This is a genomic window from Streptomyces sp. NPDC088147, assembly GCF_044741565.1.
GTDB lineage: Bacteria > Actinomycetota > Actinomycetes > Streptomycetales > Streptomycetaceae > Streptomyces.
Map to the genome: position 1 here is coordinate 678,027 of NZ_JBIUSY010000004.1, position 17,199 is coordinate 695,225.

The 17,199-nt window shown below is 69.2% G+C and carries 9 protein-coding genes and 1 tRNA gene; 1 reads left to right on the forward strand and 9 read right to left on the reverse strand.

The genetic code is table 11. The features are described 5' to 3' along the window. The 8 genes from ACIOGX_RS18015 to ACIOGX_RS18050 all read right to left on the reverse strand — a co-directional run bounded on the left by ACIOGX_RS18015 (nt 1) and on the right by ACIOGX_RS18050 (nt 13,937). On the reverse strand, nt 1-384 hold the full coding sequence (locus tag ACIOGX_RS18015) for a helix-turn-helix domain-containing protein (protein ID WP_030350081.1): 384 nt from the start codon (nt 382-384) through the stop codon (nt 1-3). A gap of 109 nt (nt 385-493) precedes the next feature. Further along, a complete protein-coding gene (locus ACIOGX_RS18020) occupies nt 494-1,015 on the reverse strand; it encodes a CinA family protein (protein WP_401914270.1) in 522 nt (173 codons plus the stop codon). Between the two features lie 74 nt (nt 1,016-1,089). Beyond that, nucleotides 1,090-1,782 (reverse strand): CDP-diacylglycerol--glycerol-3-phosphate 3-phosphatidyltransferase, encoded by a 693-nt coding sequence (gene pgsA / locus ACIOGX_RS18025; protein ID WP_129773661.1) that lies wholly within the window; start codon nt 1,780-1,782, stop codon nt 1,090-1,092. After that, nucleotides 1,779-3,290: a 30S ribosomal protein S12 methylthiotransferase RimO gene (rimO, locus tag ACIOGX_RS18030; RefSeq protein ID WP_356511951.1), complete on the reverse strand. Its 1,512-nt coding sequence runs from the start codon at nt 3,288-3,290 to the stop codon at nt 1,779-1,781. Before rimO ends, pgsA begins: the two co-directional genes overlap by 4 nt. A 49-nt stretch (nt 3,291-3,339) precedes the next feature. Beyond that, the gene (locus ACIOGX_RS18035; RefSeq protein WP_356511988.1) at nt 3,340-4,110 is read right to left on the reverse strand and encodes a RodZ domain-containing protein; all 771 of its coding nucleotides are present in this window, start codon (nt 4,108-4,110) and stop codon (nt 3,340-3,342) included. A 388-nt stretch (nt 4,111-4,498) separates the two neighbouring features. Next, nucleotides 4,499-7,330, reverse strand: a complete 2,832-nt coding sequence (locus ACIOGX_RS18040) for a DNA translocase FtsK (protein WP_401767447.1) — start codon at nt 7,328-7,330, stop codon at nt 4,499-4,501. Nucleotides 7,331-7,432: 102 nt separating this feature from the next. Then, nucleotides 7,433-8,101 (reverse strand): two-component system response regulator, encoded by a 669-nt coding sequence (locus ACIOGX_RS18045; protein WP_030350075.1) that lies wholly within the window; start codon nt 8,099-8,101, stop codon nt 7,433-7,435. Between the two features lie 277 nt (nt 8,102-8,378). Then, complete coding sequence (locus tag ACIOGX_RS18050; RefSeq protein ID WP_401914194.1) at nt 8,379-13,937, reverse strand: HAMP domain-containing protein; 5,559 nt, start codon at nt 13,935-13,937, stop codon at nt 8,379-8,381. Between the two features lie 269 nt (nt 13,938-14,206). On the opposite strand from ACIOGX_RS18050, the gene ACIOGX_RS18055 reads away from it, so the two are divergent. Beyond that, nucleotides 14,207-16,864, forward strand: coding sequence for a SpoIIE family protein phosphatase (locus ACIOGX_RS18055; protein WP_401914197.1), 2,658 nt, complete (start codon nt 14,207-14,209; stop codon nt 16,862-16,864). A 48-nt stretch (nt 16,865-16,912) separates the two neighbouring features. Here ACIOGX_RS18055 and ACIOGX_RS18060 read toward each other — a convergent pair. Beyond that, nucleotides 16,913-16,985: transfer RNA gene (locus ACIOGX_RS18060), tRNA-Thr, on the reverse strand. Between the last annotated feature and the right edge of the window lie 214 nt (nt 16,986-17,199).

Genomic DNA, 17,199 nt, shown 5'->3' on the forward strand with positions numbered 1-17,199 from the left:
TCAGGCGGCGACGACGTCCACCGCCTCCGCGGGCGCCTTGATTGTCACCCGTTCCGTCGGCACTCCAGCCACCGACGTCACAGAGACGGAATTGAGCATTGGACGTACTGCCGCGGGCACCGGCTCGTTCGCCGCCGCCGACGCGGCCAGCTCGGCCAACGACAGCTCGTCGCTCACTTCACGCATGAGCTCTGACATCCGTACGTCAAGCGCGTCGCAGATCGCCGAGAGCAGCTCGGAGGAAGCCTCCTTCTGCCCCCGTTCCACCTCGGAGAGATAACCGAGCGAGACCCGGGCGGACGAGGAGACTTCGCGCAGAGTACGGCCCTGGCGCTGGCGCTGCCGACGCAGCACGTCACCAAGCAGGCGACGGAGCAGAATCATCGGTGGCTCCCTCCTCGGACCGCGTAGCCGCATCCTTCACGCCCCACCGTACCGCCTAGTGCCGCGGCCGTGCGGGGAGCGATGTCGTGTTCACTCAGGGCTGCAAACATCAAGTCCCCCCGTTCTGTTCCGTATCCTGTGCCCGCCCGTTCCCGGAGAGTTCGCTGAGGAGCAGTCCGAGCACGCTCCGTACACTCTCTTTACGGATGTCCGCCCGGCCGCCGTTCAACCGCGGAGCGGCCACTTTCCCCACGCCTTCCGGTCCCACCACCGCCACGTAGACGGTGCCGACGGGCTGCCCGTCCTGCGGATCGGGGCCCGCGACCCCGGTGGTCGCCACTCCCCAGCCCGCCCCGAGCGCGCGGCGTACGCCTGCCGCCATCTGGAGCGCGACCTCGGGGTCCACGGCGCCGCGCTCCTCCAGAAGGGTCGCGTCGACGCCCAGAACATCCCGTTTGAGGTCCGTCGCGTAGGCCGTGACGGACCCGCGGAAGGTCCGGGAGGCACCGGGGACCGCCGTCAGCTCCGCGGCCACCAGACCGCCGGTGAGGGATTCCGCGACGGCCAGCGTCCCGCCGCGCTCCGCCAGGATCTCCAGCACCCGCGCCGCCCGGTCGGCCGCTGAGCGCACGTAGGCACCGCCGTCCGCCACCGCCGGGGCACCGGACACCGCCCCGGCTCCCGCCGCCGCGGCCTCCGCGGCACTCACCGCGCGGACTCCGCCGCCGCGCGCTCCGCCGCGAGCCCCTGGCGCCGCAGGACGACCGCCTGCCGCACGTAGTCCAGTCCCGTGAGCACGGTCAGCGCGACGGCCACGGCCATCACCCAGAACCGCAGCGTGGCCAGCGGCCCGGTCAGCGCGAGTACGTACATGCCGACGGCCACCCCCTGCGCCAGCGTCTTCATCTTCCCGCCGCGGCTGGCCGGGATGACCCCGTGCCTGATCACCCAGAACCGCATCAGCGTGATGCCCAGTTCACGGAAAAGGATGACGCCCGTCACCCACCACGGCAGATCGCCGAGCGCGGAGAGACAGATCAGCGCCGCGCCCATGATCGCCTTGTCCGCTATCGGATCGGCGATCTTCCCGAAGTCGGTGACCAGGTTGTACGCCCGCGCCAGATGCCCGTCGAAGACATCCGTGATCATGGCGACGGCGAAGGCGGCCCAGGCCCAGGCGCGCCAGGCGGGGTCGAAACCGCCGTCCTGCAACAGCAGCAGGACGAAGGCCGGGACGAGCACCAGCCGCATCATGGTGAGGATGTTGGCGATGTTCCACAGACTGGCCTGATTGACCGCGGCGGCCCCCAGCTTGCCGCCCGGTACCTGCTTCGAGCCGTTGCCACCGGACACCGGTGTCGCGCCGCCGCCCGCCGCGGACGCCGGGACTCCGGTCATCTGGCAGCCTCCTCGCCCGGGATCCCGGAGCGGTCCCCCGGAAGATCGTGGTAGTCGGCCACCAGATCCACACCCTCGGTACCGACCACCTTGGCCTCGACCATAAGGCCGGGGCGCAGGCCCTCGCCGGAGGTGAAGATCACCTGGCCGTCCGTCTCGGGCGCCTGGTGCGCCGCACGGCCGACCGCCGCCTCCCCGCCCTCCGGGTCGATCGATTCGACGAGCACTTCCAGGCTCTCGCCGAGCCGCTCCTCGGCGCGCTGGGAGGTCAGTTCCTCGGCCAGCCGGGAGAGGTGGTCCAGCCGCTCCGCGATGACGTCGCCGTCCAGCTTGTCGGCGTATGTCGCGGCCTCCGTGCCGTCCTCGTCGGAGTAGCCGAAGACGCCGATGGCGTCGAGCCGCGCGCCGGTCAGGAAGCGCTCCAGCTCGGCGAAGTCCGCCTCGCTCTCCCCGGGGAAGCCCACGATGAAGTTGGAGCGCACACCGGCCTGCGGCGCCTTGCCCCGGATGGTCTCCAGCAGCTCCAGGAAGCGGTCGGTGTCCCCGAAGCGGCGCATCGCCCGCAGCACACCCGGCGCGGAGTGCTGGAAGGACAGATCGAAGTACGGCGCGACCTTGGGCGTCGAGGTCAGGACGTCGATCAGCCCCGGCCGCATCTCGGCGGGCTGGAGGTAGCTGACCCGCACCCGTTCGATCCCGTCGACGGCCGCCAGCTCCGGCAGCAGCGTCTCCAGCAGCCGGATGTCACCGAGGTCCTTGCCGTACGAGGTGTTGTTCTCGGAGACGAGCATGACCTCCTTGACGCCCTGCTCGGCCAGCCAGCGCGTCTCGCCCAGCACATCGGAGGGGCGCCGGGAGATGAAGGAGCCGCGGAACGAGGGAATGGCGCAGAAGGAGCAGCGCCGGTCGCAGCCGGAGGCGAGCTTCACGGAGGCGACGGGGCTGCGGTCGAGCCGCCGTCGCAGGGGCGCGCGCGGCCCGGAGGCCGGAGCGACCCCTTCGGGCAGGTCCTCGGGGGCCGGCGCCACCTCGGCCGGGGACTGCGCGTGGCCGGGCAGCGCCACCTCGGCGCCCTGGCGCTCGACGGGGCTGAGCGGCAGCAGCTTGCGCCGGTCGCGGGGCGTGTGCGAGGCGTGGATGCCGCCGTTGAGGATGGTCTGCAGCCGGTCGGAGATATCGGCGTAGTCGTCGAATCCGAGTACGCCGTCGGCCTCGGGGAGGGCTTCCGCCAGCTCCTTCCCGTACCGCTCGGCCATGCAGCCGACGGCGACGACGGCCTGGGTTCTGCCCTGATCCTTGAGATCGTTGGCTTCCAGCAGGGCGTCGACGGAATCCTTCTTCGCGGCTTCGACGAATCCGCAGGTGTTGACGACGGCGACATCCGCCCCCGAGGCGTCCTCGACGAGCTCCCAGCCATCCGCTGCCAAGCGGCCTGCGAGCTCCTCCGAGTCCACCTCGTTACGGGCGCAGCCAAGAGTGACAAGGGCGACGGTACGGCGTTCGGGCATGGGCTCAAGACTACTTTGTCCTGGCCCCGCCCCCGCCGTGCAGGGTTGCTCAGCCGGCCTCGGGGTCGCCCTGGGTGTACGAGAGTCGCTCAACCTGGCCCGGCTCGAACTCGTCCTCGACCTTCTTGCCGTTCACGTAGAGCTCGATCGCGCCCGCGTTTCCGAGGATCAGATCGATCTGCTCGTCGTCCTGGAAGGTCTTGGAATCGCCCTTCTTCAGCGTTCCGTCGAACAGCAGCTTGCCGTTGGACGATTTGGCGGAGATCCAGCTCTTGTCGTCTATGGCCGACAGCTTCACCGTGACCTTGTCGAGCGGGGCCGCGGCGATGGCGCTGTCGGAGGGGTCGGGCTTGGGGTCGGCCGACTTCGTGGGGCTCGGCTTGGCGTTCTTCGCGGGCTTCGTCCCCTCGGCGACCTGCTTGGTCTTGGGGTCGTCGTCCCCGCCGAACGCGGTGAAGCCGACGAAGCCGACCACGGCCACGATCGCCGCGACCATGGCCGCGGTCCAGTTGGGCCGGGGGCGCTCCGGCCGGATCCGCTCGGCCTCGAACATCGGCGCCGCTGGCGTGGGCACCGGCCGCCCGCCGTGCTCGGAGTCGAACTGCTCGATCAGCGGCGCCGGATCGAGCCCGACCGCGCGAGCGATCATCCGGATGTGCCCGCGGGCGTAGACATCGCCGCCGCAGCGCGAGAAGTCGTCCTCCTCGATCGCGTGCACGATGGGGATGCGCACCCGGGTGGAGCCGCTGACCTCGTCGACCGTCAGATCGGCGGCGATACGGGCCCGCAGCAGCACCTGGCCGATCGAAGGCCGTTCCACCGCAGGGGAGTTGGCGTCGGAGTCGGCGCCGTCGGAGAGGTTTTCCTCGGCGCGGTCGGCGACTTGATCGTCGGGAACGTTGCCGTCCGAGGGGTCTGGGGAGTCTGGGGACTTGCCGTCGGGAGATTTGCCGATGGACACGGGGGCGCCTTTCGAGCGTGTAGCCACCTGCTGGACGTTCAGTCTAGGGGTGGTACGAAAGGGTGGGGCAACCGGGCGGAAGCATTTTGTACGCCATCAGAATGGCCGGACGGCGTGGTGGAGGAGCATGGCGCTCCTCCTCTCTCCAACTTGACGTATGCGCACGGGAAACGGTTGCCCTCGATATGCCTCGGGGTTTCCGTTTCTCTGCGACGGAGACCCCTCTCCCGCGAAGGAGACCGCTCTCCTAGGAGAGAGACTCCCCGCGGATCACCGCGAGCACTCCATCGAGTTCGTCCGCCTTGACCAGGACATCGCGAGCCTTGGAGCCCTCGCTGGGGCCGACGATGTTCCTCGATTCCATCAGGTCCATCAGCCGGCCTGCCTTGGCGAAACCGACCCGCAGCTTCCGCTGGAGCATCGAGGTCGAACCGAATTGTGTGGAGACCACCAGTTCGGCGGCCTGGCAGAGAAGGTCGAGATCGTCGCCGATGTCCTCGTCGATCTCTTTCTTCTTCGCCGTCCCGACCACGACGTCATCCCGGAAGACGGGTGCCATCTGATCCTTGCAGTGCTGGACGATCGCCGCGACCTCGTCCTCGGTGACGAAGGCGCCCTGCATACGGGTCGGCTTGTTCGCCCCCATCGGGAGGAAGAGGCCGTCGCCCTTGCCGATCAGCTTCTCCGCGCCCGGCTGGTCGAGGATGACCCGGCTGTCCGCCAGGGAGGAGGTCGCGAACGCCAGCCGCGAGGGCACGTTCGCCTTGATCAGGCCGGTGACGACATCGACCGAGGGACGCTGGGTGGCCAGCACCAGATGGATTCCGGCGGCGCGGGCCAACTGGGTGATACGGACGATGGAGTCCTCGACGTCACGCGGCGCGACCATCATCAGGTCCGCCAGCTCGTCCACGATCACCAGCAGGTACGGATACGGCGAGAGCTCGCGCTCGCTGCCCTCCGGCGCCTTGACCTTGCCGTCGCGCACGGCCTTGTTGAAGTCGTCGATATGGCGGTAGCCGTACGCCGCGAGATCGTCGTAGCGCAGATCCATCTCCCGTACGACCCACTGGAGCGCCTCGGCGGCCCGCTTGGGGTTGGTGATGATCGGCGTGATCAGGTGCGGGATGCCCTCGTACGCGGTCAGCTCGACCCGCTTGGGGTCGACGAGGACCATCCGGACGTCCTCCGGGGTCGCCCGGACCATCACCGACGTGATCAGACAGTTGATGCAGGACGACTTTCCGGAGCCGGTCGCGCCCGCGACCAGTACGTGCGGCATCTTCGCGAGGTTGGCCATCACATAGCCGCCCTCGACGTCCTTGCCGAGCGCGACCAGCATCGGATGGTCGTCCTCCGCGGCGTCCGCGAGCCGCAGGACGTCACCGAGGTTGACCATCTCCCGGTCGGTGTTCGGGATCTCGATGCCGACCGCGGACTTGCCGGGGATCGGGGAGATGATCCGTACGTCGGGGCTGGCCACGGCGTACGCGATGTTCTTGGTGAGCGCGGTGATCCGCTCGACCTTCACGGCCGGGCCCAGCTCCACCTCGTACCGCGTGACCGTCGGGCCCCGGGTGAAGCCGGTGACGGCCGCGTCGACCTTGAACTCCATGAAGACATTGCTGAGCGAGGCGACGACGGCGTCGTTGGCGGCGCTGCGCGTCTTGCCGGGCCCGCCGCGCTCCAGCAGGTCGAGCGACGGCAGCGAGTAGGTGATGTCCCCGCGGAGCTGGAGCTGTTCGGCGCGCGGCGGCAGCGGCTTGTCCCGCTCGGGCGGCGGCTTGGTCAGATCCGCGACACCGGCCGTGCCCGCGGGCGCTCTCTCGGCCTCGCGCGCCGTCGGTACGGGTGCGGAACGCTCGGCCACGTCCTCGATCGGCTCTTCCGGGGGGTCCTGCCGCTCCCCGGGCCGCTGTCCCGGCTTCCGCCCGCGGTCCACGGACACGCTCTGGGTGAGGTCCGCGACGATCGGCGAGGGCGGCATCCCGTTGAGTACGGCACCGTCCAGCGCCGCCGCGGCGGCAGCTGCCACATCCACGGCGTCCATGGGACGGTCCATGGACGGCTGTACGGAGGCCCTGCGCGGCCGGCGCCGCTTGGACAGCGCCTCCACCTCGGCCCGGTCGGGGTCGTACTCCGCGGGGCCCCCGCCCCGGCGCACGGCCGGACGGCGTCCGCCGGAGGGCAGCGCCTCGCGCCACTGGTCGTCGTACCGCTCGTCGTCGTCGAACCGCTCGTCGTCGAACCGCTCCGGCTCATGGCCGGGCCGGACGATCCCGAGTTTCGTGCCGAGCAGCCGCAGCCGTTGCGGGATGGCGGCGACGGGGGTGGCGGTGACGACGAGCAGACCGAAGAGGGTGAGCAGCAGAAGCAGCGGTACGGCGAGGACCTCGCCCGTGGTGAAGATCAGCGGTGTGGAGGCGGCCCAGCCGATCAGCCCGCCGGCGTCCTGTATCGCTTCGGTGCCCGCGCCGCGCCCCGGGGCGCCACAGGCGATGTGGACCAGCCCGAGCACCCCGATCACAAGCGCCGACAGCCCGATGACGATCCGTCCGTTGGCCTCGGGCTTCTCGGGGTAGAGGATCAGCCGTACGGCGATCGCGCCCAGCAGTATCGGCACCAGGAGATCGAGCCGGCCGAAGGCTCCGGTGATGAGCATCTCGACCAGGTCGCCCACGGGACCGCGCAGATTCGACCAGGTACCCGCCGCGACGATGAGGGCGAGGCCGAGCAGCAACAGGGCCAGCCCGTCCTTGCGATGGGCGGGATCGAGCCCCTTCGCGCCACGCCCTATGCCGCGGAACATCGCGCCGACGCCGTGCGCCGCTCCGAGCCAGACGGCGCGGACGAGCCGGTACACACCGCCGGTGGGGCTCGGTGCGGCTTTGGGTACCGGCTTGGCGGCAGCCTTCTTCGCGGGAGCCTTCTTGACCGGTGCCTTCTTGCCGGGCGCGGACTTCTTCGCCGCCGTCTTCTTGGCGGGCGCCGCCTTCGCGGCACCGGTCGTACGGCCGGCCCGCGGCTTTGCGGTGCCCGCCGTGCCCTGGGAACCCTTGCCGGACGTACGTGAGGCCATGATGGTGAGGTTACCGGTGTGAACGGCCGGGGACACGTGTGCCCACCGCTTCACCCGTCCGTGTCGCCCGCGCCTCGACGGGAAACTGACGCCGCCACTCGGTCAGTTCGGCGAGGGAAGGGGCGGTGAACCGCTTCCCGTCCCCGGCTCCAGCGCGTCGAGCGCCCGCCGCAGACCGGTGAGTTTGCGCTCCAGATGGGCGGCGGTGGCGACGGCGGAGGCGTCCGCCGAATCGTCGTCCAGCTGTTTGGAGAGCGCCTCGGCCTGCTCCTCAACTGCCGCGAGCCGCGCGGACAATTCGGCCAGCAGCCCGGCCGGCTCTCTGACCTCGCCGGCTCCGGCCAGCTGGAGTCTGAGCAGCTCCGCCTGCTCCTTCAGCTGGCAGTTCTTCATGTACAGCTCGACGAAGACCGAGACCTTGGCGCGCAGCACCCAGGGGTCGAACGGCTTCGAGATGTAGTCCACCGCACCCGCCGCGTATCCCCGGAAGGTGTGATGCGGGCCATGGTTGATGGCTGTCAGGAAGATGATCGGGATATCGCGGGTGCGCTCCCGCCGCTTGATGTGCGCGGCGGTCTCGAAACCGTCCATCCCCGGCATCTGGACATCCAGCAGAATGACCGCGAAGTCGTCCGTCAGCAGCGCTTTGAGCGCTTCCTCCCCTGACGATGCCCGCACCAGCGTCTGATCGAGCGCGGAGAGGATTGCCTCCAGCGCCAGCAGATTCTCCGGCCGGTCATCGACCAGGAGGATCTTGGCCTTCTGCACCATGGCCGCCCGCCCTCCTCGCCCCGGCATGGGGCGCCCCCTGCTCTCGGAGCTCGGCGAAACACCGGGCGCCGTCCCAGGGGACGACTCCCTTACGCCGTCCGTCCTTGTGCCGGTCATGGTAGCCGCACCCCGCCTGTCGCCACACCCTGTCACCGTTATGTCACTGTGCTCGAAGCGGAAACGCGGCGCGAGACCAGAAGGTTCCCCGAAACACAGCGCCTCACACGCCGTCGGGCATAGTCCGTCAGCACATCTCCCGGATTCGTACACCCACCGATCACTTGTCGCGCATCCATTGCTCCATCACCGACAGCAGATGATCGGGGTCGACCGGCTTGGTGACATAGTCGGACGCTCCGGAGTCGATGGCCTTCTCCCGGTCGCCCTTCATCGCCTTCGCGGTGAGCGCGATGATCGGCAGCCCGGCGAACTGCGGCATCCTGCGGATCGCCGTCGTCGTCGCGTAACCGTCCATCTCCGGCATCATGATGTCCATCAGAACGACTGTCACATCGTCGTGCTGCTCCAGGACTTCGATGCCCTCACGCCCGTTCTCCGCGTACAGCACCGACAGTCCGTGCTGCTCCAGCACGCTGGTCAGGGCGAAGACATTGCGGATGTCGTCGTCGACGATCAGTACCTTCTCGCTGTCGAACGAGAAGGTACGAGTCTCCCGCGGCGCCTCCTGACGGTCCGCGCCGGCCACACCCGACCCCCAGGACTCCAGCCCCTGCGACCCGGCCGACGGGCCGTCCGGGACAGCCGGAGCCCCGCCCTGGGGCCGGGAGCCCTGAGGCCGGGAGCCCTGCGCCCCGGCGCCCGCGCTCTTGCGGCGGCGCCGGAACAGGGCGGCGGGACCCGGCAGTTCCGCGGGCGCGGCAGGCGCCGCCGGCGGCGCCTGCCCCTGTCCCGGCGCCTCCGCCGCACCCTCGTCCGCCGGGCGTCCCTGCGGGTGGCCGCCCACGGAGGTCAGCTGCTGCATCCCCGCGGGGGTCAGCTGCGGATATCCCTGCGGAGGCAGCTCGCTGGGGTGGAGCGGCAGATAGAGCGTGAAGGTCGAGCCGCGCCCCGGCTCGCTCGCGGCGTGGATCTCACCGCCCAGCAGCCGGGCGATCTCCCGGCTGATGGACAGCCCGAGCCCCGTACCGCCGTACTTCCGGCTGGTCGTACCGTCCGCCTGCTTGAACGCCTCGAAGATGACCCGCATCTTGCCCGCCGCGATCCCGATCCCGGTGTCGGTGACCGAGAACGCGATCAGATCGCCGTCCGCGTCCCGCAGCGACCCCGCTTCGAGAAGCTGTTCCCTGATGGCGTCGGGCACATCCGTACCGGCCGGCCGGATCACCAGCTCCACCGCCCCGCTGTCGGTGAACTTCACCGCGTTGGACAGCAGATTGCGCAGCACCTGGAGCAGCCGCTGTTCGTCCGTGTGCAGCGTCGCGGGCAGCTCGGGCGAGACCCGTACGGAGAAGTCGAGCCCCTTCTCCGCCGTGAGCGGCCGGAAGGTCGCCTCCACATAGTCGACGAGCTGGACCAGCGCGATACGGGTCGGGCTGACGTCCATCTTGCCCGCCTCGACCTTCGACAGATCGAGGATGTCGTTGATCAGCTGGAGCAGATCCGACCCCGCGCCGTGGATCGTCTCCGCGAACTCCACCTGCTTCGGCGAGAGGTTCGACTCGGCGTTGTCCGCGAGCAGCTTGGCGAGGATGAGCAGCGAGTTGAGCGGCGTACGCAGCTCGTGCGACATGTTCGCCAGGAACTCCGACTTGTAGCGCATCGAGACGGCGAGCTGCTCGGCCCGCTCCTCCAGCACCTGCCTGGCCTCTTCGATCTCGGTGTTCTTCACCTCGATGTCGCGGTTCTGCTGCGCCAGCAGTTCGGCCTTCTCCTCCAGCTCCTCGTTGGACTCCTGGAGTGCCTTCTGCCGGTTCTCCAGCTCGGCGGAGCGCTCGCGCAGCTGCTCGGTCAGCTCCTGCGACTGCTTCAGCAGCACCTCCGTCTTGGAGTTGACGCTGATGGTGTTGACGCTCGTCGCGATCATCTCGGCGATCTGGTTCAGGAAGTCCCGCTGGATATGGGTGAACGGCTGGAACGACGCCAGCTCGATCACGCCGAGGACCTTCCCCTCGAAGAGCACCGGCAGCACGATCACATGCGCGGGCGCGGCCTCCCCGAGCCCGGACGAGATCTTCAGATAGCCCGGCGGCACATTGACCTGGATGGTGCGCTTCTCCTCGGCGGCCGTCCCGATGAGCGTCTCGCCCGGCCGGAAGGACGTCGGCATCGACCCCGCCGAGTAGCCGTAGCTGCCGCGCATGCACAGCTCGTACGCGGCGTCCTTGCCGTCCGTACCGACCTGCGGCACCGTGCCGGTCTGCATCGCCAGGAAGAACGCGCCGTGCTGCGCCGAGACCACCGGCGTCAGCTCGCTCATGATCAGCGAGGCCACGTCGTCGAGATCGCGGCGGCCCTGCATCAGACCGGAGATACGGGCGAGGTTGCCCTTCAGCCAGTCCTGTTCCTCATTGGCGAGGGTGGTGTCCCGCAGGTTGGCGATCATCGTATTGATGTTGTCCTGGAGGACCTGGATCTCGCCCGCCGCGTCGACGTCGATCTTCAGATTGAGATCGCCGCGGGTCACCGCGGTGGCCACGGCGGCGATCGCCCGCACCTGACGGGTCAGGTTCCCGGCCATCTCGTTCACCGATTCGGTGAGGTCGCGCCAGGTGCCGTCGACGTCCCGCACCCGGGCCTGGCCGCCCAGCTGCCCGTCCGTACCCACCTCGCGGGCCACCCGGGTCACCTGATCGGCGAACGAGGAGAGCTGGTCGACCATCGTATTGATGGTGTTCTTCAGCTCCAGGATCTCACCGCGGGCATCGATGTCGATCTTCTTGGTGAGATCGCCCTTGGCGATGGCGGTGGTGACCGTCGCGATCTGCCGCACCTGACCGGTCAGATTGGACGCCATCGAGTTCACGGACTCGGTGAGGTCCTTCCAGGTACCGGACACGCCCGGAACCCTGGCCTGCCCGCCCAGTTCGCCCTCGGTGCCCACCTCGCGGGCGACACGCGTCACCTCGTCCGCGAACGAGGACAACGTCGTCACCATCGTGTTGACGGTGTCGGCGAGTTCGGCGACCTCGCCGCGCGCCTCGACCGTCACCTTCTTCGTCAGATCACCATTGGCGACCGCGGAGGAGACCCGCGAGATGTTGCGCACCTGACTGGTGAGGTTGTTGGCCATGGTGTTGACGTTGTCGCTGAGGTCCTTCCAGATTCCGGTGACACCCCGGACCCTGGCCTGACCGCCGAGGATGCCCTCCGTACCCACCTCACGGGCGACACGCGTCACCTCGTCGGCGAAGTTCAGCAGCTGGTCGACCATCGTGTTGACGGTCGTGACCAGATCGAGGATCTCGCCCCTGGCATCGACGGTGATCTTCTTCGACAGATCGCCCTTGGCGACCGCCGTGGTGACCTCGGCGATGTTGCGGACCTGCGAAGTCAGGTTGTTCGCCATGAAGTTGACGGACTGGGTGAGGTCCTTCCAGGTGCCGGAGACGCCCTGGACCTCGGCCTGGCCGCCGAGGATCCCCTCGGTGCCCACCTCACGGGCCACCCTGGTGACCTGCTCGGCGAAGTTGGACAGCTGGTCCACCATGGTGTTGAGGGTGTTCTTCAGTTCCAGGATCTCGCCGCGCGCGTCCACGTCGATCTTCTGCGACAGGTCGCCCCGTGCCACCGCCGTCGCCACGCCCGCGATATTCCTGACCTGCGCCGTGAGGTTCCCCGCCATGCCGTTCACGGAGTCGGTCAGATCCCGCCAGACACCGGCGACGCCCGGCACCTGCGCCTGACCGCCCAGCCGGCCGTCCGTACCGACCTCACGCGCGACCCGGGTCACCTGGTCCGCGAAGGCCGAGAGCTGGTCGACCATCGTGTTGATCGTGTTCTTCAGCTCCAGGATCTCGCCCCGGGCGTCCACGTCGATCTTCTGCGACAGGTCACCGCGCGCCACGGCCGTGGTCACCTGCGCGATCTGGCGTACCTGATCGGTGAGGTTCCCGGCCATGAAGTTGACGGAGTCGGTGAGTTCCTTCCACGTACCGCTGACGCCGTCCACCCGCGCCTGGCCGCCGAGCCGGCCCTCCGTACCCACGTCCCGCGCCATGACCGTGACCTGGTCGGCGAACGAGGACAGCTGCGCCACCATCGTGTTGACGGTGTTCTTGAGCTCCAGCATCTCGCCGGCCACGTTCACGGTGACCTTCTGGGTCAGATCGCCATTGGCGACCGCCGTGGTCACCTGTGCGATGTCCCGCACCTGGCCGGTCAGGTTACGGAAGGCCGTGTTCACCGAATCGGTGAGGTCCTTCCACGTCCCGGCCGCTCCCGGCACCTCGGCCTGGCCGCCGAGCCGGCCCTCGACGCCGACCTCCCGGGCGACCCGCGTCACCTCGGAACCGAACGACTTCAGCTGGCCCACCATCGTGTTGACGGTGTTCTTCAGCTCCAGCATCTCGCCCGCGACATCGACGGTGACCTTCTGCGACAGATCGCCGTTCGCGACCGCCGTCGTCACCTGCGCGATGTCCCGCACCTGCGAGGTCAGATTGCGGAAGACGCTGTTGACCGAGTCCGTGAGGTCCTTCCAGGTCCCGGCCGCGCCGGGGACCTGCGCCTGGCCGCCGAGCAGCCCCTCCGCGCCGACCTCGCTCGCCACCCGGGTCACTTCGTCCGCGAAGGTACGGAGCGTCTCCGTCATCTGGTTGATCGTCTCGGCGAGCTGAGCCACCTCGCCGCGCGCGCTGACCGTGACCTTCTGCGACAGGTCGCCGTTGGCGACGGCCGTGGTGACCTCCGCGATGCCCCGCACCTGGTTGGTCAGGTTCCCGGCCATCGTGTTCACCGAATCGGTGAGGTCCTTCCACACCCCGGCCACCCCGGGCACGGTCGCCTGACCGCCCAGCTCGCCCTCCGTACCCACTTCCCTGGCCACACGCGTGACCTCGGAGGAGAAGGACGACAGCTGGTCCACCATGGTGTTGACGGTGTTCTTCAGCTGGAGCATCTCGCCGGCCACATGAACCGTGACCTTGCGCGACAGATCACCCTTGGCGACCGCCGTCGTAACGAGAGCAATGTCACGTACCTGAGCGGTCAATCGATACGCCATCGTGTTGACGGAGTCCGTGAGGTCCTTCCACGACCCGGACATACCTCGCACTTTGGCCTGGCCGCCGAGCTTGCCCTCGGTACCGACCTCCAGCGCGACCCGCGTCACCTCATCGGTGAACGCCGACAGCTGGTCGACCAGATTGTTGACCGTACGGGCCACCTTCAGGAACTCACCGCGCAACGGCCGCTCCGCGCCGTCGGAGGAGGAGTGCGAGCGCAGCTCCATACGCTGCTCCAGGTCGCCCTCGGCGACCGCGGAGAGCACCCGGCCCACCTCGGAGACGGGCCGCGCCAGATCGTCCACCAGCGCGTTCGACGCGTCGATCGCGGCGGCCCAGGAGCCCTCACAGGCCCCCGTCTCCAGCCGCTCCGTGAGCTTTCCCTCACGCCCGACCATGCGCCGTACCCGGGCCAGCTCGCCCGTGAGGTGAAGATTACGGTCGGCGACCTCGTTGAAGACGGCGGCGATCTCCGCCATCACATCGTCGCCGGAGACGGTCAGGCGCTTACGGAAGTTGCCGTCCCGCATCGCCACCAAGGCCGTCAGCAGTCTGTTCAGCTCCGCCGCGTCCACCTCGATGGTCCCGTTGCTTCGGGACCGTCCGCCTTTCGCGCGCGTGCCATTGCCACGCGCCGCCGTGCCAGACTCCACCGTGTCCCTCCCGCAGGGGTTGACCGTACTGCCCGAGCTGTCTCCGAAAGCCTGCCCAGTGTTTCACCATGGCCGAACCAGGCCATAACAGTTCGGCAGCTTCGCATAGCGTCCCCGCCCCCGCAGGGTGGAAACAGCGGCGACCGGCATCCGCTCGGACAGCGAAGGTAAGTAACCTGGCATCCGGCTGTCCAACCGTCCCGGTCCGCCCGGCGGGGGCGGTGTGGCGAAGGTACTACCACCGGGCATGTGGAGGGGCGGGGCCGATCATGGCGGAGCCGGGCGTCGAAACGCGTACAAGGAGTTCTGTGATCACCGCGCGGGCGGCTGCCAGCTTCGACCCTGTCGGGCGGTCCGTCGCGACTGCCCGCGCCTTTGTCCGTGACACGCTCCAGGGGTGGGGGTACTCCGATGTCGTCGATGACGCCGTCGTCCTCACCAGTGAACTCGTCACCAACGCGGTGATCCACGCCGGCACCTCCGCCGATGTGCTCTGCCTCCGTACGGAGGACGGCGTCCGCGTCGAAGTGGCCGACCGCTACCCCGAGCGCGAGGTCCCCATCCAGGGCACCGGCCAGTCGTTCGGCAGCCCGGACCGGGAGAACGGCCGGGGCCTGCTGCTCTGCGCCGCCCTCGCCTCGCGCTGGGGCGTCGAGTACACCCCGACGTACAAGCAGGTCTGGTTCCAGCTCGACCTGCCACAGCGCCAGGTGGGCACCCGCTCGGCCGGCCCCGTCCTGCCCACGAGCCTGCTCCCCGTCGCCGACGAACGCGTACGGGTGGCCGTCGTCCAGATCGACCGCACCGGCACGATCGTCAACTGGAACGTGGACGCGGAGCACCTGTTCGGGTACGCGGCCGAACAGGTCATGGGCAAGCCCCTGACCGACATCGCCGCCTGGCCGCACACCCCCGGTATCGGCACGGGCATCGTCGAGGCGCTCCAACTCTCCCGCTGGGAGGGCAGTTACGGCATCCGCGGCGCCGACGGCCGGGTCATCCCCGTGTACGCCTCCCACCTGCGGGTGCGCGACACCCACGGCGAGCCGTCCACGGTCTGTCTGCTCGTACGCGACGACGAACGCGCCGTCATCCAGACCCCGTTGCGCGCCCCCGTGACCGACACGAGCGCCGAGAGCCGGAGCGCGGACCCGTTCGAGGTCTTCATCGGCTCCCCCGCCCCCGACGATCTGGACGGGCTCCTCCAGCGCACGGTGGAACGCGCCCGCGACATGCTCGACGGCGACTCGGCGTTCCTCCTCCTCGCCACGGACGACGAGACGGAGTTGGAGGTACGGGCCTCCACCGGCCTCCCGTCCGCCCGCCAGCGCTTCGCCCGCGTCCCCGTGGAGGCCGGTACCGGCCGCTACAGCTCCGCACGCATGCCCGCCGTCCACGACGACCTCACGGCGGTCCCCGGGGCCGTCCCGCTGCTCAACGACACCGGCATGCGCTCCGTCGTGACCGTCCCGCTCAAGGTCGAGGGCAGACTCACCGGCTCCCTGGGCGTCGCCGCAGAAGGAGCCGCCCGCTACTCCAACGAGGAGGCGCTGCGCCTCCAGTTCGCCGCGGACCGTATCGCCCTGGCCGTCGAATCGGCTCGTCTCGGCGAACTCGAACGTCTGCGCCGAGGTTCCCTCTCCTTCCTCGTCGAGGCCTCCGACCTACTCGCGGGCACCCTGGACCGGGATCAGACGCTGGCCCTGATGGCGCAGATGACCGTCCCCACCCTGGCCACCTGGTGCGCCGTCTACACGATCGCCGACCAGTCGTCGGACCCGTACCTCTCCTATGTGCTGCACGAGGACGAGGACCGCATCGACGGGCTCAAGGCCCTGCTCTCCAAGATCGATCCACCGGATCCGGTGCCCGCGCCGGGCGCCCGTATCTGGACCGCCCCGGCGGACGCGGCCCATCAGGCCGCCCTGCGCACGTCCATGCGGGAGTTGGGACGGAGTTCGAGCCCGGTTTCCTCCGGCATCGGCACGACTCTGGCGACAGCGGCGGCGGTCGGCGGCGAGACCGTCGTGCTGCCGCTGGTCGCCCGTAACCGCGTCATCGGCATGCTGACCCTCGGCAAGCCTTCGGACGACCACTTCCGCCAGGAGATCCTGGAGCTCGCCGAAGACCTCTCACGCCGAGCGGCGCTCGCCCTCGACAACGCCCGGCTCTACTCGGAGCGTACGGCCATCAGCCAGGCCCTTCAGCGCAGCCTGCTGCCGCCGGGGCTGCCTCAGGTCCCCGGGGTCGAGGTGGAGGTCATCTACCGGGCGGCGGGCGAAGGCAACGAGGTGGGCGGTGACTTCTACGACCTGTTCCCGATCCGGGACGGTGCCTATGGCTTCGCCATCGGGGACGTCTGCGGTACGGGCCCGGAGGCCGCGGCCGTCACCGGCCTGGCCCGGCACGCCCTGCGTCTGCTCGCCCGCGAGGGCTTCGGCGGGCCCGCGGTCCTTGAGCGGCTGAACGCGGCGATCCTCGACGAGGGAGCCCGCAGCCGCTTCCTCACGCTGCTGTACGGCGAGTTGTGGCCCCAGGAGGACGGGAGCGCCGTCCTCAAGGTGGTGTGCGCCGGCCATCCGCTCCCCTTGCGCCTGCGCCAGGACGGCACGGTCGAGCCGGCCGCGGAACCGCAGCCGCTGCTGGGCGTCATGGAGGACCTGGAGCTGTACGAGCAGGTGGTCACCCTGGACCCCGGGGACGTCCTCCTGTGCGTCACCGACGGCGTCACGGAGCGCAGGGAAGGCACGCGCATGCTGGGCGACGACGGCCTGGCGGACGTACTGACGACCTGTACGGGCCTGACGGCCGGCGCGGTCGCCTCCCGTGTCCTGCGCGCGGTGGAGCGCTTCGCCGCCGAGCCCGCCTCCGACGACATGGCCATCCTCGCGATGCGCGTCCCGGAGCCCCACACCGGCACCGGCTGACACAACGCGAAAGGCCCCCGCCAGTGGCGGGGGCCTTTCTTTTACTTGAGCCCCAATACGGAATCGAACCGTAGACCTTCTCCTTACCATGGAGACGCTCTACCGACTGAGCTATTGGGGCGCAGCAACGAGATAAAGCATACACGATGATCGAGGGCGCACAGCACCATCCCGAGACGCCCCGAGATGAACGAAGGGGGCACAGAAGGAGAACGCAGAAATGCCCCGCACCAAAAGGCACGGGGCATTCCCATCAAAAATTGTTCGGCGGCGTCCTACTCTCCCACAGGGTCCCCCCTGCAGTACCATCGGCGCTGTGAGGCTTAGCTTCCGGG